Raw genomic sequence first — 17,697 nt, 5'->3', positions numbered from 1 at the left:
GTAGCGAGTTTTTCGCTACCCATTTTTCACAACTAAAAGATGGGAGAAACCGTGCTTAATTGCTTGAAATTCGCGGTGTTAGACCTCCCCAAAAGGTTTGATTGTGCGTAAACCTCGCGGCCTAGAAACCGCCGGCTCGAATCTGTGGACTCGCATTACCGATGAGTTTGATTTGACCGCTGAGCCTCACAAGATCGCAATCCTAGAGTCTGCTTGCAGAACCGCTGATGACATCGCGCGGTTTGAAAAAGCCGCTGCTGCCGAGCCGTTGTGCGTCAAAGGCAGCGCCAACCAACTCGTTATCCACCCGCTCCGCAGTGAGATTAGGTTCTCTCGCGGATTGTTGAGCCAGCTTTTGGCTCGCCTCAACTTTGAAGAACAGGAATTGTAGTGCGAATTAACCAACTGTTAATCGCCGCAGCGTCGGACACCTGGGAGGTGTTCTAGCGGTGGCAGGTAGTTTACCTAAAACACGTAGACGCAGCCGGTCGCCGGTTAAAGCGACCGAGTTGCCGGATAACTTGAAATCGTTTGACGAGTGGATTTATCCGAACGGTCTCCACGATTACATGCAAGCCCTGAGCCAGGTTGTCGGCGGCAACCAGCGTTTGACGCCGATCATGAATCAAGCTGGTTTGAGTGCTGCTGATTGGTTCCGTAAGGCGCTGTCCGTGTTGAAGTGATTTCTGGTGTTCGTTACTCAAAGTCTGAGACACCTGGTTGTGATGTTTGTTGGCAGCGGTATCCGTACGATTCCCCGTCTTTGTTTTTGCGAAGCTGTATGCCGCCTATCGCGGCTAGCCGCTGAACTTCGGGCGATTCAGCTACGGCGGTGGGTAGCTCATCCTTTGGGTATGTCTGGACTATCCGTGCTGCCGCCACGTCGGCATCTGTAGCGTCTGGTATATCTTTAACTGTCGTCGGCCAATCATTAACATCGTCCATGTCTTGAGGTTAGCCGATTAGGTGTAGCCTGAAGGGCGGATACCGATGTCGGCAAACCTTCCAAACTTGGAAGGTTTGAGACCTTGGCGGCAATGGGGCGCAGCCTACTGGCTTCAGCCTCACTAATCCCGATCTGCTGGAGCATCGGCAGCCAACGTGCTGCTGTGGCGCTGGGCTCCACCGGAGTCCGCGCTTGAGCGCCGGCAATCTTCGATTGCCTAGCAGCTGTGGAGTACGAGCGGATCTACGCGGAGCAAGCGAAACGACGGCAACAAATGGGTAAGGCAAAATTGCCTTACCCGTCCGAAGCCGCACAAGCGCGGGACCAAGCTGCTGAGTTATTCAATGTCGGGGGTCGTTCGGTAACTGACGCCAAGTTCGTAGTTGTGGTTCGTCCATTGTTTAGTATCAGCGCACAGCTATATCGCCTGGATCGGTTTGGCTTATTCCGTGGTTGAATCTTTCAACCATATCTTGCGGGGCTTCTAGACTGAATTGGTAAGAGTTAGTTCCGATCCTCCGGTATGCCTCTACGCGAATCCCTGATTTGCGTAGTAGTTCTCGGCGCTCGTCGGTGTCTCCTGAGTTCCATGCCTCGGTGTACGTTGTTGGTGTTTCCCGGTGCTCCCAACCTGCCTTACGAGTCGGTGCGGATTCCAGCTCTGCTAATTGTTCATCTAAGTTAGCTATTTGTCGCTGTAGTAGTTCCCGTGCTGTGTCGGATTTAGCTCTACCCGCAGCTTTTGCTAGCTCTTCTATGCCGTCACGCGCTGCTTGTAGTTGCTCGTCTCGACCGTCCCCCTCGATCCAAACTTTTTCGATAATTTTGAGGTGTCCCACCTCCTCTAGGAAGCGTTGTTCGGTTAATTCTTCGAGGTAATCCGCTGGTATGGATGAGCTAATGCACCGTGGTATATCAAGCCTGATCGCTTCCCGCGCTGTTGTTCGCGGGCATTTGTAGTAATCGTGGGTCACTCCCCTGCTGGTGACGCGGGATTTGTGGAGTGTGGCACCGCATATTCCACCGCCCGGTGTAGGTGCTCCGCAGAATACGATCCCCGATAGCGCCGACGCTCCCGCTTGCCTAGGGCTGCGTTGTAGTCCTGCAATCTGGTCTAACCGCTGTTGCACCTGATGCCATTTACTGTCGGGCATTACCGATTCGGAGAATTTGATCGGTAACCCGTCGTCCCCTCGGACTGTTTCCGGCGGTGGGCAATTCCGTTTGCACCATGCTCCGCCGTCCGATGTGCATTCACGGGCATGGTTTACATGGACGCGCTGCCCGATTAGCGCCGGGTTCCGTAACATTGATCGGATTGCTGGTGTGGCCCACCGGGTCCGTTTACCAGGTTTACCCTTCAAACTCCGGTAGTGGTCTGTCGGTGTGGGTGTTCCGTCTTGATTCAACCTGTCCGCTATCTGGCCGATGGGGGAACCTTCCAGCAGCATGTCTGCTATCCGGTTGATTACCTCGGCCGCGGCTCGGTCCACCTGTAGCTCGTACCCGCCGCCAGCACGCTCTACCGCGTGAAGGCCGTACGCGGGTTTGCCACCGTGCCAGCGTCCGAGTTGTCTGATTTTTAGTTGACTTCCCGAGGTGCGCTCTCGGATAGCTTCTAGCTCGCCCTCAGCGATGGTGGCGATGACGTAGGCGATAAGCCGGCCCATCGGCGTGGACAGGTCGATAGAGTCGGCGGTGCAGATGAGGGTCTTCTGGTGCTCTTGTAGCCAGCCGAACAACTTCCCCATCGGGATAGCTTGGCGGCTGATGCGGTCGAGCTTCCAAGCTGCGAGTACGTCCCACTGATGTAGGTGTTCATCGGTGAGCCACGGTCCTAGTCCGGGTGTGGTGAACGGGTCCATCCCGCCGGATATGTCGAGGTCTTCAGCCCATCCGATGATTTCGTGTCCTTGCAGCGAGGCCCACTGTTCGATGGCCTCACGCTGCCGCTCAACGCTGGTAGATTCTTCGGTCGATCTCGATAACCGGACCCTGCCGAGGACTCGCAATCTTGGCTCCCTACTGGACATAGCCGGAGTGTAGCTGTAACCTACTAGATGAGGTATCACCGAGCACCAATGCGGGCAGCATCCGGGCCTGCTCGTCGGGCAGCACTTGCATGGCGGCCGCCGCGAACCGGGCCCGAACCCGATGTGCTGCCCGCGCGACGGGTCCGGGTTGCCCGCGCACCGGAGCATCGCTGGCGGTGAGCACAGCTACCGACAGATCCCGCCGGGCCGGGCGGGCGACCTTGGCGCGGAACGCCATCGACTGGCCGACCATCACCTCGCCGAATTCGACGCCGGAGGCGAACACCAGCACCCGGCCGGAAGCGACGACGTCGTCGAGGCGCTGCAAGGTGGCCCGGAACATCACCCGCCGGGCGCCGGCGGGCAGTGGGCTCTCACTCGGGGTGACCGTCACCACCGCGGTCGTGCCGTACAGCGCGGCGATCGGGTGGCGCTCGACGGAGGCGGTACGCAGCGCAACGGCCCATCCGAAGCCCGCCCCCGCCATCGATGCCGCGGCAACCGCCGCACCCACCAGCCGCCAGCCGGGGCGCCGCCGCAGTCCGGCGTACCAACACAGCACGCCGGCGGCCACAGCCAGCAGGGCACACAGCACCGCCAGCACGCCGCCGATCTGCCACTGAATGCCGGCCGCGGTGACCAGCCAGCCCATCACCGCCGCCGGCACCAGCCGAACGTCGAGGCGGGCCGCCGGCACCGGTTCGGCCGCTGGCGACGTCACGCTCAGACACGAACCAGGGCACGCAACTTCTCCAGGCGTGCCGGGCCGATTCCGTCGACGTCGCCGAGCTGATCGACGCGGGTGAACTTCCCGTGGCTGTCGCGCCAAGCCACGATCGCCGCCGCGGTCACCGGCCCCACCCCGGGCAGTGCGTCGAGCTGCTCGACTGTCGCGGTGTTGAGGTTCACCGGCTCGCCCGGTTCATGTTTGGGCTCTGGACCGGTTGGGGCGGTGCTGGTGCGGGGTGTTTCCGGCACCGGTGAGACGGCACCCACCGAACTGCCCAGCACCGGCGGCCCCGCCGGTGGCGCCAGACCGACCACGATCTGTTCGCCATCGACTAAGGGCCGGGCCAGATTCAGCCCGACCGTATCCGCACCGTCGAGGGCTCCGCCGGCCGCGGTCAGCGCATCGGCGATGCGCGATCCGGGCGACAACGTCGCCAGACCCGGCTTGTGCACCAGGCCGACCACGCTGACCACAACCTGATCGGCCGGCGGCTTCGGAGAGCCGGCGGCCGTTTCGTCGGTGCGCGGACTGGCCGTCGAAACCATCTCCACCGGTGGCAGTTTCGCACTCAGCACCGGAGCAGGCTGATCACGCAGCACGGTGAAAACCGTGATGAGCACCGCCACCGCAGCGATCACCGCCAAGGCGATCGCACCGGCTTTGCCCGGGTCGGCGCGCACTTTGGCGAGCCAGCCCGCGTCGGCTGCGCCGTCCGGAAGCCAATGCGGCAGCAACGAATTCGGGTCATCCTCGCCGTCTGCGTCGGAGGTGTGCTCGCTACGGTCGGGTTCCGGGAGCAGGCCTAGTCGACGCTGCAACCGCTCGCCGGGTAGTTCTGGTGCCATGCGCCGACGGTAGGCGCCGACACCGTCAACCCGGTCCGTTCACGGCACGATCCCAGCCGGTCTGTGGATCAACCCCGGACTGTGCGCAACCTGCTGCGACGCTAGCCGTCACCGCGGTTACGGGTTCAGCCACTCCCCCACGTCTTGCGAGATCCCCGACGACGGCGCATAGCGGACCTTCGTCGCTGTGACCCCGGTAGGCAGCGCGAAGACGACGCAGCCGGTGTTCGACGACCCGGCGGGGATCAGGAACCAGCCGTAGGCGAAGTCCTTGCACTCGGTCACGGTGGCGAAATCGGCCGGGTAGTTCTGGTCGTCGGAACCCACCACCGTGACGTCGCTGTTGGTGTTGCCGACGATGGTCGTGGTGCCGGCGTTCTCGATCCGCAGCTTGGTCGCGAGGTAGGTCTTGCCGGCCGTGCCCCAGCCGTTGGGGACGGTCGCCGGTGCGATGACCTCCGTCAACGTCACGGCGATCTTCTGCCCGCCGATGCGCATCAGGTCCAGCGTCTGGCCGATGTGCGCGGCCGGTCGCGGGGCCGGTGTCTGCCGAGCCCCCGGCGATGAGTCCGACTTGGCCTGCTCTGCGGTCTCTGCCGAGCACGAAACGAGAGACAAGACCAGGACACAGAGCGCGACGACCCACCGTCTCATGAGGTCCAGCCTACAAAAGCGCACGGTAAGCCCTCCCCCGAACGGCCGCAGAAGTGACGATTAGGGTGCATACCAACCGTGAGTTCACCCAACCAACCGGGAGGTCGACGTGAGACTGGCACTGAGCGCGGAGGAGGCAGCGTTCCGCGACGAAATGCGGACCTTCTTCACCACCGAGATCCCGGCTGACATTCGCGAACGCAGCCGGTTGGGCCATTCGAACTTTCCCGACGACATCGTCACCACCCAGCGCATCCTCAACGCCAACGGCCTGGCGGTACCGAACTGGCCGGTCGAGTGGGGCGGCAAGGACTGGACGCTGACCCAGCACCAGATCTGGCACGACGAGATGCAGCTGGCCTCGGTGCCCGAACCGCTGACCTTCAACGCCAAGATGGTCGGCCCGGTGATCGCGGAGTTCGGTTCCCAGGCGATCAAGGAACGCTTCCTGCCCGCCACCGCCAACCTGGACATCTGGTGGTGCCAGGGCTTCTCCGAGCCTGAGGCCGGCTCCGACCTGGCAAGCCTGCGCACCACGGCGGTGCGCGACGGTGACAGCTACATCGTTAACGGGCAGAAGACCTGGACCACGCTCGGCCAGTACGCGGACTGGATCTTCTGCCTGGTGCGCACCGACCCGCAGGCCCCCAAGAAGCAGGCCGGCATCTCCTTCCTGCTGTTCCGGGTCGACACACCGGGTGTCACCATGCGGCCGATCAAGCTGATCGACGGCGGCTACGAGGTCAACGAGGTGTTCTTCTCCGACGTGCGGGTGCCCGCCGATCAGCTGGTCGGTGAGGAGAACCACGGCTGGACCTACGCGAAGTTCCTGCTGGGCAACGAGCGCACCGGCATCGCCGGGGTGACCCGTACCAAGGTGCGTGTCGCCGAACTCAAGCAGCGCGCCAAGGCGTTGGGGGCGCTCGACGATCCGTTGTTCGCCGCCCGGGTCGCCGAACTCGAGAACGACCTGCTGGCGCTCGAGCTCACCCAGATGCGGGTGTCGAGCGACTCCGCCGACGGCAAGCCGAATCCGGCGTCGTCGGTGCTCAAGCTGCAGGGCAGCCAGCTGCAGCAGGCCGCCACCGAGCTGTTCGTGGAGCTGGCCGGTCCCGATGTTCTGCCCTTCGAGGCAGGCGACGGCATCGCAACGCCGTCCTGGGCGCAGGACGCAGCACCGACGTATCTGAACTACCGCAAGACCTCGATCTACGGCGGCAGCAACGAGGTGCAGCGCACCATCATCGCGTCGACCATTCTCGGCCTTTAGGAGGCATGACAGCTATGGACTTCCAACTCAGCGACGAGCAGGTTCTGCTGCGCGACACCACCCGTTCGATGTTGTCGGGTTATGACACCGAGACCCGCAACAAAGTCATCGAGGCCGACCCCGGATTCAACCCCGAGGTGTGGAAGCAACTGGCGGACATCGGAATTCTCGGTCTGGGTTTCGACCCGCAGGAATCCGGCCCGCTGGAGATCATGGTGGTGCTGACCGAGATCGGCCGGCGGGTGGCGCCGGAACCCGTCGTACACGGGGCACTCGGGCCGGGCGCGCTGATCGCCGAGCGCGGCACCGCCGAGCAGCGCGCGCTGCTTGACGCCGTCGCCGAAGGCGAGCGGATTCTGGCGTTCGCCCACACCGAGCCGGGCATGCGGGGAACCGCAGGCAAGTTGGCGACCACGGCTGCGCCGCAAGGCGATTCGTGGCAGCTGAACGGACGTAAGAACCCGGTGCTGACCGGGGATCGCGCCGACACATTCGTAGTCAGCGCTGCGTTGCCCGACGGCGGGACCGGGCTGTTCCTGGTCGAGGCAAGCGCCGACGGCGTGACCCGTGCCCCCTACCGGACCTTCGACGGCCAGCGCGGGTCCCAGGTCGACTTCGCCGATGCCCCGGCCACCGCGCTGGGTGAGGCGACCGACGCCTCGGCCGCCATCGAGCGCGCCGTCATCCGCATCTCCTCGGCGCTGTGCGCCGAGGCTGTCGGCGCGATGGAAGAGGCTCTGCGGCTGACCACCGACTACCTCAAAACACGCAAGCAGTTCGGGGTCACGCTGAACACCTTCCAGACCCTGACGCAGCGCGCGGCCGACATGTACGTGTCGCTGGAGTTGGCCCGCAGCATGAGCATGTACGCGGCGATGTCGCTCGCCGACGGCAACTACGACCCGGTGATCGCGGCGCGCGCCAAGCTGCAGATCGGCCGGTCCGGGCGCCACATCGCTCAGGAGGCCATCCAGTTGCACGGCGGGATCGGGGTGACCTGGGAGTACCCGGTCGGCCACCTTGCGGCCCGCCTCACCGCGATCGACCACACCCTGGGATCGTCGCAGGATCAGCTGCACGTGCTCATCGACAACCTGAGCAGCTACGATCTGGCCAAGCTGTAGCAGCTAGAAGTGGTAGCCGATCTGGGCGCCGGCGTCGCTGACGAACGCCGCGTCCAGTCGGCGAACCAGGGCCTCGTCGCGACAGCGCAGCCTGCCAGCTGCGGCCAGCACCGACGCCCGGTGCGCGCCGAAGTACAGGCTGCCCAGGACATCCAGGTCCAGATCCACGTCGGCGTCTGCCTCGGTCGGGGCGCACTCGGCGACTCCATCGCGGATTGTGAGCGCGAATCTCCCACCGTCGCTGCGGAACCCGTCACGAACCGCCACGACGACGGACAGCTCGGCCACGTCCACGGCGTAGCGGCGGGCCATCAGCACCGCGGGGATGTCCATCATCCGCAGCCACAGCGCGTCCGAGCGCCCGGTGGTGGTGGCCAGCCGGGTATCGGTCAGCAGATACGGCATCGGATCGTCTGGGTGGGTCTCGACGATGATCTTGCCCATCAGGTCCAACCCGAGCAGCGCCCGCCATAACGCGGCGTGCGCCTCCGGGGTCACGGCCCGAATCTCCTCGACTCGCACCGTCTTTGGCTCACCGGCGTGCACGCGGTAGAGCACATAGCCGTCGGGATGCAGCATCGCGAGCCATTCGGTGCCGCCCTCGCGGGTGTTCTCCCGGTCGGCGAGCAGGTCATCCCAGAGCGCGATCGGGCGCGCCAAACCGCCCGGGACACGCTGGCGCCACCGCTCGTAGACCGCGGCGAACTCGTCGCGGCAGCCGCCCGCTTTGACCAGCCGCACCCCACCGGGGTCGGGTGCGTCGGCGTGCAGCTGGGCGAACCGCCGGTCGATGGTCAGCTCGTGGTCCACCGTCGCCGGGCCGTAGCCGAACCGGCCGTAGATGCCGCCCTCGCTGGCGGTCAGTGCCGCGATCGGATAGCCCGAATCGGCAATGCGCCGGTGCAATTCGGTGTACATCATCCGAAGCACACCACGGCGTCGATGGGTCGGGGCCACCACGACGAAGCTGATCCCGGCCGTCGGCAACACCGCCCCACCGGGCACCGTCAGCTCCAGATCCAGGTAGCCCGACATTCCGACCACCTCATCGCCGTCGCAGACCACGATGGAGCTGTCGGGGGTCGTCAGGGTCCGCCAGGCGGCCATCGACTCGGCGTCCCAATCCTCGCCGAATCCGGTGGCGCCCAGCACCGCCATCGCGGCCCAATCGTCTTCGGTAGCGGTCCGCAGTGTCAGGTTTTGGGTTAGGGTGCCGGTCACGCCGATCGAGGCTGCCACAAACACTCTCGGACCGCACCCCAATAATGTGGGATACACCCGTCACCGAGGAGCATGATGCCCGTTTCCACCCGCCCACTTCGCGTCATCCAATGGACCACCGGAAACATTGGGCAGCGCTCGCTGCACGCCATCATCGGCCGGCCCGACATGGAGCTCGTCGGGGTTTACGCGCACGGCAAGGACAAGGTCGGGGTGGACGCCGCCGAGCTGGCCGGCTGGCCGGAGCCGACCGGAGTCACCGCCACCAATGACATTGACGCCCTGATCGCGCTGAAGCCGGACGCGTGCTGTTACAACCCGCTGTGGCCCAGCATCGATGAGTTGGTGCGGCTGCTGGAGGCCGGGGTGAACGTGTGCTCGACGGCGGCCTGGATCACCGGCGGCAAGCAGAGCGCCGAAGACCGCAAGCGCATCGAGGACGCCTGCCGGGCCGGGAACTCCACCATGTTCGGCAGCGGCGCGCACCCCGGGCTGACCAACATGGTCGGCATGGTGCTGTCCGGGGCGTGCGAGCGGGTCGACGAGATCAGGATCACCGAGTCGGTGGACTGCTCGACGTATGAGTCGGCGGCCACCATGGCAGCGATGGGATTCGCCCAAGACCCCGACACCCCCGGGCTGGCCGAAAGCGTCCGCCGGGAAAGCGAGGTCTTTGCCGAGTCCGCGGCGATGATGGCCGATGCGATCGGCGCACCGTTGGACCGCATCACCTTCGACGTGCAGTTCACCGCCGCGACCGGCGACAGCGACCTGGGCTTCATGAAGATCCCGGCCGGCACGGTGGGTAGCGTTTTCGGCTATCACCGCGGCTGGGTCGGGACTCGCAACGTGGTCAGCGTCGGCTTCAACTGGATCATGGGCGACCAGGTCACCCCGCCCAAGCCGGTGGCGCACGGCCACGTCATCCAGGTGTTCGGGCTGCCGAACATGCGCACCGTCATCAACTGCCTGCCGCCGAAGGACTGGAACGAGCCGAACTTCAACGGTCTGGGCTCGATCTACACGGCGATGCCGGTGACCAACGCGGTGCCGGCGGTGGTCGCGGCAGAGCCGGGCATCGTCACGCTGGCCGAACTGCCGCCGATCACGGGCCGCACCGGCGGTTAGCAAGGCTCGACGCAGGAGAGCCGAAGCTGGACCGCCGAATCAGACCCGGCGGTTAGCAAGGCTCGACGCGGGAGAGCCGAAGCTGGACCGCCGAATCAGACCCGGCGGTTAGCAAGGCTCGACGCAGGAGAGCCGAAGCTGGACCGCCGAATCAGACCCGGCGGTTAGCAAGGCTCGACGCAGGAGAGCCGAAGCTGGACCGCCGAATTACACCGGCCGGTTCGCGGTGACCGCCCCCGTCGCCGCGTCGACGGTGACGTCACGCTCGGCCAGCTTGTCGTCCCACACGTCGGCTTCCCAGACGACCGTGCCGTTCATGTCGAGCAGGCTCAGCTCGGTGATCGAACTGTTGGGCACTGCCCGCAGTACGCGTTCCACGGCGCTGCGGTAGTCCAAATGGGCGCCGTCCACATTGGCGCGCCGCTTGGCCTTGTCGGCGTCGCTGTCGTCGGTCGCGGTGGGGCCGACCAGCACGGACACCCCGTCAGAGTCGATCTTGACCTGGTGCTCGGTGCCGTCGCGCGTGACCACCCTGGCTTTCCAGGTACCGGCGTCGCTGGTCTGACTCTCGATGAAGATCAACACACTGTCGGGCACCTGCGCGATCGCGAGGTCACCGGCGCGAAGCAGAGTGAGCGGATCCGGCGGCGCATCGGGGCGAGTCCAAGACGCCCCGGGGGCCGACGGCTCCTCCGAGGAGGCGCCCGACGTGCCCTTGCCGCTGCACCCGGCCAGCGCCAACGCTGCCACGATGACCACCGCACCGAATCGGACGACTTTTCCCAGAGCGTGCATCAGCGGCCATGCTACTGAAGTCGCGGCGTCGGCGCTGAACTCGAGTCGAGGCCGCCAGTCGCCCCGCACCAGCCCGCACCGAGACCGCAGATCTTGTGTTCCTTAGCCAAGCGAAGGTTATGCTGCCGAAGGGCGCGATTCGCGGAACCATCGATGCTTCCGACGAAGCCGGAGAGCAGACCGTCCAGCGCCGACGTTCAACCGCAGTATCAGCAGGCGGAAGGCGGTGAGATGCGAAGAATCTCGGTCGCCGGCATGCTCAAACGGCACTGGATTCCGCTGGTCTTCATCGTGGTCATCGCGATCTCGAGTGTGATCGTCAGCCGGTTGCACAAGGTGTTCGCCTCCGAAGACCTCAATCCCCACGCCGGTGCCGGTATCGAAATCGTCCAGTTCAACCCGAAATCCGTCGCTTACGAGGCCTTCGGGCCGCCCGGTACCACCGCCGACATCAACTACTGGGACGCCGAGGCCAACGTCCATCAGCTGGTAGGCGTGCCGCTGCCGTGGACCTACACCGTGGTCACGGTGCTGCCCGCCGTCATGGCGAACATGATCGTGCAGGGCAACACCGGTGAGATCGGCTGCCGAATCAAGATCGACGACCGGCTGCTCGACGAACGCCGCGCCACCGGCCTGAACGCCCAGACCTTCTGCCTGGTGAAATCCGGATGATCAAACGGATCAAAGAGCAGCTGGACCGCCACCAGGATCCGCACGTCAAGCGGCCGTTCTTCGCGCACATGCTGCGTATTTTCGCGGTTCCCATCATCATCGCCTGGATCGTGCTCACCGTGCTGGTGAATGTCCTTGTCCCCCAGTTGGAAGTCATCTCCGAGGAGCACTCCGCGCCGCTGGCGCCCGTCGATGCGCCATCGATGGTTGCCAGCAAGCTGGTCGGCGAGAACTTTCAGGAATACAAGTCCAACAGCACCGTGATGATGGTGGTGGTCGGCGAGGACGAACTCGGCGATGCCGCCCACCACTACTATGACGAGATTGTCGCGAAGCTGGTCGCCGACAAAGACCATGTCGAGCATGCCCAGGACTTCTGGCGTGACCGGCTGACCGCGGCAGGCGTGCAGAGCTCCGACGCCAAGGCCGCCTACATCATGCTCAACCTGGTGGGCAACCAGGGCATGACCGAGGCCAACGATTCAGTCGTCGCGGTCCGCCAGGCCATCGATGACACGCCCGCTCCGCCCGGGGTCCAGGCCTACGTCGCCGGGCCCGCTGCACTGACCGCTGACCTGCGTGAGATCGGCGATTCCAGCCTGGTCAAGATCACCCTGTTCACCATCGCCGCGATCGCGATCATGCTCCTGATCGTCTTCAGGTCGGTGTCGGCGATGTTGACCCAGTTGTTTCTGACCCTCCTCGAGCTGATCTGCGCCCGCGGCGTCGTCGCCGTCCTCGGCTTCAACAACGTCATGGGCCTGACCACGTTCGCGGTCAACATCATGGTGATGCTCGCGATCGCCGCGGGCACGGACTACGGCATCTTTCTCATCGGCCGGTACCGGGAAGCCCGGTTGGTCGGCGAGGACCGGGTCGATGCGTACTACACCACCGTTCGCAGTGTCACCCCGGTGGTGCTGGGGTCGGGTCTGACCATCGCCGGAGCGTCGGCGATGCTGTACTTCACCCGGCTGCCCTACTTCCACACCATGGGCATTCCGGTCTCCGTGGGCATGCTCGTGGTGGTCGGCGCCGCGCTCACCCTGGGACCGGCCATGCTGGTGGTGGTCACCAGCTTCGGCCTGCTCGAACCCAAGAAGGCCAAGCCGGGCGGGTTCTGGCGCCGTGCCGGCGTGTCGGTGGTGCGCTGGCCCGGGCCGATCGCTGTGGCCAGCTTGGCCATCATCATGATCGGTCTGGTCGCCCTGCCGGGTTTCAAACCGGGTTACGACGACCGCAAGTATCTGCCACAGGAGACCCCGGTCAACGTGGCTTATGCCGCGGCGGAGAGACATTTCTCGGCAGCCCGGATGGCGCCGGACATCACCATGGTCGAATCCGACCACGACATGCGTAATCCCGCCGACATGCTGGTGCTGGACCGAGTCGCCAAGAACATCATGCGGGTGGTCGGGATCGGGATGATCCAGGACATCACTCGTCCCTTGGGAATTCCACTGCAGCACAGCTCGATTCCGTTCCAACTCAGCGTCTCCAACCAGCTGATGATCCAGAACATGAAGACACTCAAGGACCGGATCAAGGACATCGACACCATCTCGCAGCAACTCGACAAGGACATCGAGTTGCTGATCCAGATGTACGGATATCTCCAGGAGGTCGACCGGACGTTCGACGACACGGCCGAGGTCACCCGAAACACCGTGGACGTCTCCGACCGGATCCGCGACCATATCGCCGAATTCGACGATCAGTTCCGCCCGCTGCGCAGCTACTTCTACTGGGAACCGCACTGCTTCGACATCCCGATGTGCAACGCGCTGCGCAACACTTTCGACGCCACCGACGGCATTGACCAACTCGCCGAGCAGCTGCACTACCTATCCGACGACATCACCAAGACAGCGCGCCTGCTGCCGCAGGCGGTCGAACTGCTGCCTGCCGTGGTCGACACCATGCGAATCATGCGTGGCCTGGTGCTGACGGTGCACTCGACGTTCTCGGCTTTCATCGATCAGATGGAGGATCTGAGCAACACCCAGATCATGATGGGTCAAAGCTTCGACGACTCCAAGAACGATGACTTCTTCTATCTGCCCGCAGAAGCGTTCGACAACAAGGACTTCCAAACCGGTCTTCGGCTGTTCATGTCGCCGGACGGAAAATCGGCGCGGTTCTTCGTCACGCACCAGACCTATCCGGCGACCGCGGAGGGCATCAAACGGGTTGAGCCGGAACGGATCGCTGCACAGGAGGCCCTGAAGCAGTCGTCATTGGCAGACGCGAAGGTCTACATCGGCGGCATGGCTGCCCTCTACGAAGACATGCAGAACGGCGCCAAATACGACCTGATGATCGCGATCGTGGCGTCGCTGACGTTGATCTTCTTGATCATGATGATGATCACCCGCAGCCTGGTGGCCGCAGCGGTCATCCTCGGCACCGCATCCAGTTCTATCGCTGCGTCGTTCGGCATCTCGGTGTTGATCTGGCAGCACATCTTCGGCCAACACATCTATTGGGTGACGCTGGTGCTGGCGGTGATCGTGTTGCTGGCTGTCGGCTCGGACTACAACCTGTTGCTGGTCTCCCGTTTCGAGGAGGAGATACACGCCGGGCTCAAGACCGGGTATATCCGGGCGATGGCGGGCAGCGGCGGCGTGGTGACCTCGGCCGGGATGGTGTTCGCCGCCACCATGGGCATCATGTTCTTCAGCGATCTCAAAGCCATCGGTATGTATGGCACCACCGTGGCAATCGGGCTGCTGCTGGACACCTTCGTGGTCCGGGCGTTCTTCATGCCGTCGATCGCGACGTTGTTGGGCAAGTGGTTCTGGTGGCCGCAGGTGGTCCGGCCATGGGGTCCCAACAAGAACATCCGCGGGATCGCAGCACACACCCCGCGTGAAGAATCCACCGACACCGACAGATTCGCTGCTCCCACGCAGTAGGCAACGGGCGTTGACGCGCTCAGCCCCCACCCGGGTCGACGTCAACGCACACCGCGACGGCGCCGGCCCCAACATGCAGGGCCAATGTCGGGCATAGGCTGGTGATCACCGCGGGCTCACAGACCGGCAACCGCTCCGCCAGCGCGCCGGCCACCTCTTGGGCGCCCTGTGGATTGGCCACGTGATGCACCGCCAGCGCCGCTGAGCGATCGCCGACCACATCACAGACCCGGTCGATCATCGACGCGACGGCCTTGCTGACGGTGCGGATGCGTTGGGCCAGAACGAGCTTTCCTTCCTCCACCGCCAGCAGCGGTTTGAGTGACAAGGCGGTGCCCAGCCAGGCCGCCGCGCTGCCGATCCGGCCGCTGCGCCGCAGATTGTCGAGCCGCTGCACCACCATGTAGGCGTGAGCACGTTGCACTGCGGCGTCCGCCGCGGCCGCAACGCCGTGCAGGTCGACGCCGCCGGCGGCCGCTCGCGCCGCGGCCAAGACCGCGAATCCAGTGCCCATCGCCGCCGATTTCGAGTCGATCACCCGCACGCTGGGCCCGATCTGACCGGCTACCTGTTCGGCGGTGCCGAACGTCCCGGACAGCGCCGAGGAGATATGCACCGCCACCACTCCAGAGCCCGCGCTGTAGTCAAGCGCATTCCGGTAGACCTCCGCTAGTTCCTCCGGGCCCGCCCCGGAGGTGGTGACGCGCTCACGCGCATAAATGTCCGCGGGCACGTCGTCGACGCCGTCGCGCAGATCGGCTCCGTCGAGCAGGATGTGCAGCGGTACCGTGCGAATCCCCCAGCGGTCACGCGCCTCGAGAGGCAGGCAGGCCGACGAATCGGTGACGACGACAACGCTCATCGGGCGGTCACCCCAACGGGCCGGGGACGCCGGCCTCACTGAGGGCTTTGAGCATCAGGTCGGCGACCGACCGGTGCGCTTCGAAGTTCCAATGGATGCCGTCGGGATTCGCGCGCCCGCTCATGACCTCATCGCCCACCGCGGCCTTCAGATCCACCAGGGGTACATCGTGTTCCTTCGACCAGGCCGTGATGGCGCGCACCGTGGGTTCCCGGCCCTGGTGGGCGCGGCCGTAGGTGTCAGCGATGTGCACCGACGGCAGCGAAGCCACAATGGGAATACCCGGGCGATTGAAATCGATTGCGCCCCTGGTCATCTCAAGATACTCCACGGTGAGATGCGGCGGTAGGGCCGCCCGCGCTACCGGTGAGAACCGGGGCTGCAGCCAGCCGTAGCCATCTCGGACCCAGCGCCGCAGCCAGGCCGGCCGCACGTAGCGGATCAATTCCCGCATGGCCGTCGGCCACACCGAGGGCAGTGAGTCCATCCCGCTGGTGGCGAAAATAACCGCGCCGGCCCGCGGCAGTGCCGCCCACGCCCGGGGGTCCTGGGTGGACGCCCACCAGACGTCTCGGCTGGTCCAGCCGATCCGACCGATCAGTTCGACATCCCAGTCCAGCTGACCGGCAACGATGTTCGGCCATATCCGCGGGTCATCGGCGGGCAGCCCGCCGGTGGGCCCGTAGTAGGACAGCGAGTCGGCGAAGACCAGCAGGGTGGGACGGGCTTGCGCGGGCGTCCGTGCGTCAGAGGACATCGCTGGCCACCTGTGCTGAGGCGTTCCAGACGTCGAGACGCCACCGCACACCGGCGAAGTCGTCCTGGTCTGAATCGGCGTTGGAATCCGGGCCGTCAGAGTATCCGCTGAGCTGGGTCCAGCTGGCGTTGGCCATCCCACCCAGCACCGGCCAGTTCTCCACCGGCAGCCGTAGCAAGGCCGCGGTCAAAGCCGCGATCAGCCCGCCGTGGGCGACCAGCACCACCGGCTGATCGGTGTGATCGGCTCTGCCCCAGTCCGGCTCCGCGGCCACCAGCTCGCGCACCAACGGAACGCTGCGCTCGGCCACGTCGATGCGGCTCTCCCCGCCGTGTGGTGCCCACCGGGCGTCGTCACGCCAAGCCAACCGGGCGCCCGGCGCGGCGGCGTCGACCTCTTCGTGGGTCAGCCCCTGCCAGTCCCCCAGATGGGTTTCCCGCAGCCGGGTGTCGACCCGGACCTGCAATCCGTTGTGCTCGGCCAGCACGGTGGCGGTGTCGTAGGCCCGCCACAGGTCCGAGGACACGATCAGCAGCGGGTGCCGTTTGCGCAGCACCTCCGCCGCCGCCTCCGCCTGCGCCCGTCCCAGGTCACTGAGAACGGTGTCCAACTGGCCCTGCATCCGGCTGCCGGCGTTGAACTCGGTCTGGCCGTGTCGCAGCAGGATCAACCTGCGGATCCTCACGAGGCGTCCTCGGGCGCCGACTCAGCGGCTGCGTCCTCTAGGTCCACCGGCACCAGCGGGCAGTCCTTCCACAACCGGTCCAGCGCGTAAAAGTCCCGCTCGTCCTGGTGCTGGATGTGCACGACGATGTCGACGTAGTCCAGCAGAGTCCAGCGCCCCTCCCGCGTGCCCTCGCGGCGTGCCGGCTTGTAGCCGGCCAGGCGCATCTTGTCCTCGACCTCGTCGACGATGGCGTTGACCTGGCGCTCGTTGGACGCCGAGGCGATGACAAAGCAGTCGGTGATGACCAGCTGCGCTGAGACGTCGATGACGACGACGTCGTCGGCCAGCTTGTTCGAGGCGGCGCCGGCCGCCACGGTGGCCATCCGCACGGCCTCGGGTGTCGCGGTCATTGTTGGTCTCCGGGGGTCGGTTGATAGAGGCGGCGCTTGGACACGTACTGGACCACCCCGTCTGGTACCAGGTACCAGATCGGGCGGGATTCTGCCGCGCGCCGGCGGCAATCGGTGGAAGAGATCGCCAGTGCCGGCACTTCGACCAGCGTCAAGGCGTGCGGTGGCAGGGAGCCGAGCGCATCAGCGAGATGGTCGCCATTGAGCTCGTAGCCGGGCCGGCTCACCCCGACAAACCGCGCCATCTCGAACATCTCCGGCCAATCCTGCCAGGACAGAATGGTGGCCAGCGCGTCTGCACCGGTAATGAAGTAGAGCTCGGCGTCGGGGTTCTGTTCTTGCAGGTCGCGCAGGGTGTCTTTGGTGTAGGTGGGGCCGCCGCGATCGATGTCGGCGCGGCTCACCGAGAACCGTGGGTTTGACGCAGTGGCGATGACCGTCATCAGGTACCGGTCCTCGGCGGCCGTGACGCGACGGTCCTTGAGCCACGGCTGGCCCGTCGGCACGAAAACCACTTCATCGAGCTCGAACAGATCAGCCACCTCGCTGGCCGCGACCAGGTGGCCATGATGGATGGGATCGAACGTCCCACCCATGACTCCAAGCCGCCGTTTTCGCACGATAGGCCAGCTTACTTGGGGTCCTCGTCGGCGTGATCGTGCTGG

At 64.9% G+C, this 17,697-nt stretch carries 18 protein-coding genes; 7 read left to right on the top strand and 11 right to left on the bottom strand.

Going from position 1 to position 17,697, the window contains the following annotated elements:
* The first annotated feature begins 103 nt into the window (after nt 1-103).
* Together MJO54_RS08280 and MJO54_RS08275 are read left to right on the top strand one after the other, a co-directional pair.
* The gene (locus MJO54_RS08280) at nt 104-391 is read left to right on the top strand and encodes a hypothetical protein (protein WP_240175784.1); all 288 of its coding nucleotides are present in this window, start codon (nt 104-106) and stop codon (nt 389-391) included.
* Between the two features lie 58 nt (nt 392-449).
* Nucleotides 450-683, top strand: a complete 234-nt coding sequence (locus MJO54_RS08275) for a hypothetical protein (protein WP_240175783.1) — start codon at nt 450-452, stop codon at nt 681-683.
* 670 nt (nt 684-1,353) lie between these two features.
* Here MJO54_RS08275 and MJO54_RS23750 read toward each other — a convergent pair.
* The 4 genes from MJO54_RS23750 to MJO54_RS08255 all read right to left on the bottom strand — a co-directional run bounded on the left by MJO54_RS23750 (nt 1,354) and on the right by MJO54_RS08255 (nt 5,208).
* Nucleotides 1,354-2,979 carry a recombinase family protein gene (locus MJO54_RS23750; protein WP_350355698.1) on the bottom strand — a complete coding sequence of 542 codons (1,626 nt, stop codon included), beginning with the start codon at nt 2,977-2,979 and terminating at the stop codon, nt 1,354-1,356.
* On the bottom strand, nt 2,969-3,700 hold the full coding sequence (locus MJO54_RS08265) for a hypothetical protein (RefSeq protein WP_240175782.1): 732 nt from the start codon (nt 3,698-3,700) through the stop codon (nt 2,969-2,971). Before MJO54_RS08265 ends, MJO54_RS23750 begins: the two co-directional genes overlap by 11 nt.
* 2 nt (nt 3,701-3,702) lie before the next feature.
* Entirely contained in the window at nt 3,703-4,554 is an 852-nt protein-coding gene (locus MJO54_RS08260) for a ComEA family DNA-binding protein (RefSeq protein WP_046286528.1), read from the bottom strand.
* Between the two features lie 117 nt (nt 4,555-4,671).
* Entirely contained in the window at nt 4,672-5,208 is a 537-nt protein-coding gene (locus MJO54_RS08255; protein WP_046286527.1) for a DUF4352 domain-containing protein, read from the bottom strand.
* Nucleotides 5,209-5,317: 109 nt separating this feature from the next.
* On the opposite strand from MJO54_RS08255, the gene MJO54_RS08250 reads away from it, so the two are divergent.
* Together MJO54_RS08250 and MJO54_RS08245 are read left to right on the top strand one after the other, a co-directional pair.
* Nucleotides 5,318-6,478: an acyl-CoA dehydrogenase family protein gene (locus MJO54_RS08250; RefSeq protein ID WP_046286526.1), complete on the top strand. Its 1,161-nt coding sequence runs from the start codon at nt 5,318-5,320 to the stop codon at nt 6,476-6,478.
* A gap of 14 nt (nt 6,479-6,492) precedes the next feature.
* Nucleotides 6,493-7,602 (top strand): acyl-CoA dehydrogenase family protein, encoded by a 1,110-nt coding sequence (locus MJO54_RS08245; RefSeq protein WP_065152190.1) that lies wholly within the window; start codon nt 6,493-6,495, stop codon nt 7,600-7,602.
* 3 nt (nt 7,603-7,605) lie between these two features.
* On the opposite strand, the gene MJO54_RS08240 is transcribed toward MJO54_RS08245, so the two are convergent.
* Complete coding sequence (locus MJO54_RS08240; protein WP_256364666.1) at nt 7,606-8,823, bottom strand: enhanced intracellular survival protein Eis; 1,218 nt, start codon at nt 8,821-8,823, stop codon at nt 7,606-7,608.
* Nucleotides 8,824-8,898: 75 nt separating this feature from the next.
* Here MJO54_RS08240 and MJO54_RS08235 point away from each other — a divergent pair, with 75 nt between their 5' ends.
* Nucleotides 8,899-9,951: an NAD(P)H-dependent amine dehydrogenase family protein gene (locus tag MJO54_RS08235; protein WP_396878624.1), complete on the top strand. Its 1,053-nt coding sequence runs from the start codon at nt 8,899-8,901 to the stop codon at nt 9,949-9,951.
* Between the two features lie 207 nt (nt 9,952-10,158).
* Here the strand turns inward: MJO54_RS08235 and MJO54_RS08230 are convergent, their stop codons facing one another.
* The gene (locus MJO54_RS08230; protein ID WP_052741239.1) at nt 10,159-10,746 is read right to left on the bottom strand and encodes a PepSY domain-containing protein; all 588 of its coding nucleotides are present in this window, start codon (nt 10,744-10,746) and stop codon (nt 10,159-10,161) included.
* Nucleotides 10,747-10,977: 231 nt separating this feature from the next.
* On the opposite strand from MJO54_RS08230, the gene MJO54_RS08225 reads away from it, so the two are divergent.
* Together MJO54_RS08225 and MJO54_RS08220 are read left to right on the top strand one after the other, a co-directional pair.
* Nucleotides 10,978-11,421 (top strand): MmpS family transport accessory protein, encoded by a 444-nt coding sequence (locus MJO54_RS08225; RefSeq protein ID WP_046285119.1) that lies wholly within the window; start codon nt 10,978-10,980, stop codon nt 11,419-11,421.
* Entirely contained in the window at nt 11,418-14,336 is a 2,919-nt protein-coding gene (locus tag MJO54_RS08220) for an MMPL/RND family transporter (RefSeq protein WP_046285101.1), read from the top strand. Before MJO54_RS08225 ends, MJO54_RS08220 begins: the two co-directional genes overlap by 4 nt.
* Before the next feature lie 19 nt (nt 14,337-14,355).
* Here the strand turns inward: MJO54_RS08220 and MJO54_RS08215 are convergent, their stop codons facing one another.
* The 5 genes from MJO54_RS08215 to nadD are packed head-to-tail and all read right to left on the bottom strand — an operon-like array spanning nt 14,356 to nt 17,655.
* Nucleotides 14,356-15,198, bottom strand: coding sequence for a DegV family protein (locus MJO54_RS08215; RefSeq protein ID WP_046285102.1), 843 nt, complete (start codon nt 15,196-15,198; stop codon nt 14,356-14,358).
* A 7-nt stretch (nt 15,199-15,205) separates the two neighbouring features.
* Nucleotides 15,206-15,955 (bottom strand): diglucosylglycerate octanoyltransferase, encoded by a 750-nt coding sequence (gene octT, locus MJO54_RS08210; protein ID WP_046285103.1) that lies wholly within the window; start codon nt 15,953-15,955, stop codon nt 15,206-15,208.
* Entirely contained in the window at nt 15,945-16,640 is a 696-nt protein-coding gene (gene gpgP / locus MJO54_RS08205; protein WP_046285104.1) for a glucosyl-3-phosphoglycerate phosphatase, read from the bottom strand. The genes octT and gpgP overlap by 11 nt, the downstream gene beginning before the upstream one ends.
* Nucleotides 16,637-17,032, bottom strand: a complete 396-nt coding sequence (gene rsfS / locus MJO54_RS08200; protein WP_046285105.1) for a ribosome silencing factor — start codon at nt 17,030-17,032, stop codon at nt 16,637-16,639. Before rsfS ends, gpgP begins: the two co-directional genes overlap by 4 nt.
* A complete protein-coding gene (gene nadD, locus MJO54_RS08195) occupies nt 17,029-17,655 on the bottom strand; it encodes a nicotinate-nucleotide adenylyltransferase (protein ID WP_105295505.1) in 627 nt (208 codons plus the stop codon). The genes rsfS and nadD overlap by 4 nt, the downstream gene beginning before the upstream one ends.
* Between the last annotated feature and the right edge of the window lie 42 nt (nt 17,656-17,697).

Source organism: Mycolicibacter virginiensis, assembly GCF_022374935.2.
GTDB lineage: Bacteria > Actinomycetota > Actinomycetes > Mycobacteriales > Mycobacteriaceae > Mycobacterium > Mycobacterium virginiense.
The sequence above is the reverse complement of the archived record's forward strand: the minus strand, read 5'-3'. Positions and strand labels throughout refer to the sequence as shown.

What these genes read in the sequence shown, in the direction of transcription:
- MJO54_RS23750 (WP_350355698.1), bottom strand. Translation starts at nt 2,979, where the DNA reads ATGTCCAGTAGGGAGCCAAGATTGCGAGTCCTCGGCAGGGTCCGGTTA.
- MJO54_RS08260 (WP_046286528.1), bottom strand. Translation starts at nt 4,554, where the DNA reads ATGGCACCAGAACTACCCGGCGAGCGGTTGCAGCGTCGACTAGGCCTG.
- MJO54_RS08255 (WP_046286527.1), bottom strand. Translation starts at nt 5,208, where the DNA reads ATGAGACGGTGGGTCGTCGCGCTCTGTGTCCTGGTCTTGTCTCTCGTT.
- MJO54_RS08245 (WP_065152190.1), top strand. Translation starts at nt 6,493, where the DNA reads ATGGACTTCCAACTCAGCGACGAGCAGGTTCTGCTGCGCGACACCACC.
- MJO54_RS08235 (WP_396878624.1), top strand. Translation starts at nt 8,899, where the DNA reads ATGCCCGTTTCCACCCGCCCACTTCGCGTCATCCAATGGACCACCGGA.
- MJO54_RS08230 (WP_052741239.1), bottom strand. Translation starts at nt 10,746, where the DNA reads ATGCACGCTCTGGGAAAAGTCGTCCGATTCGGTGCGGTGGTCATCGTG.
- MJO54_RS08225 (WP_046285119.1), top strand. Translation starts at nt 10,978, where the DNA reads ATGCGAAGAATCTCGGTCGCCGGCATGCTCAAACGGCACTGGATTCCG.
- MJO54_RS08220 (WP_046285101.1), top strand. Translation starts at nt 11,418, where the DNA reads ATGATCAAACGGATCAAAGAGCAGCTGGACCGCCACCAGGATCCGCAC.
- MJO54_RS08215 (WP_046285102.1), bottom strand. Translation starts at nt 15,198, where the DNA reads ATGAGCGTTGTCGTCGTCACCGATTCGTCGGCCTGCCTGCCTCTCGAG.
- octT (WP_046285103.1), bottom strand. Translation starts at nt 15,955, where the DNA reads ATGTCCTCTGACGCACGGACGCCCGCGCAAGCCCGTCCCACCCTGCTG.
- rsfS (WP_046285105.1), bottom strand. Translation starts at nt 17,032, where the DNA reads ATGACCGCGACACCCGAGGCCGTGCGGATGGCCACCGTGGCGGCCGGC.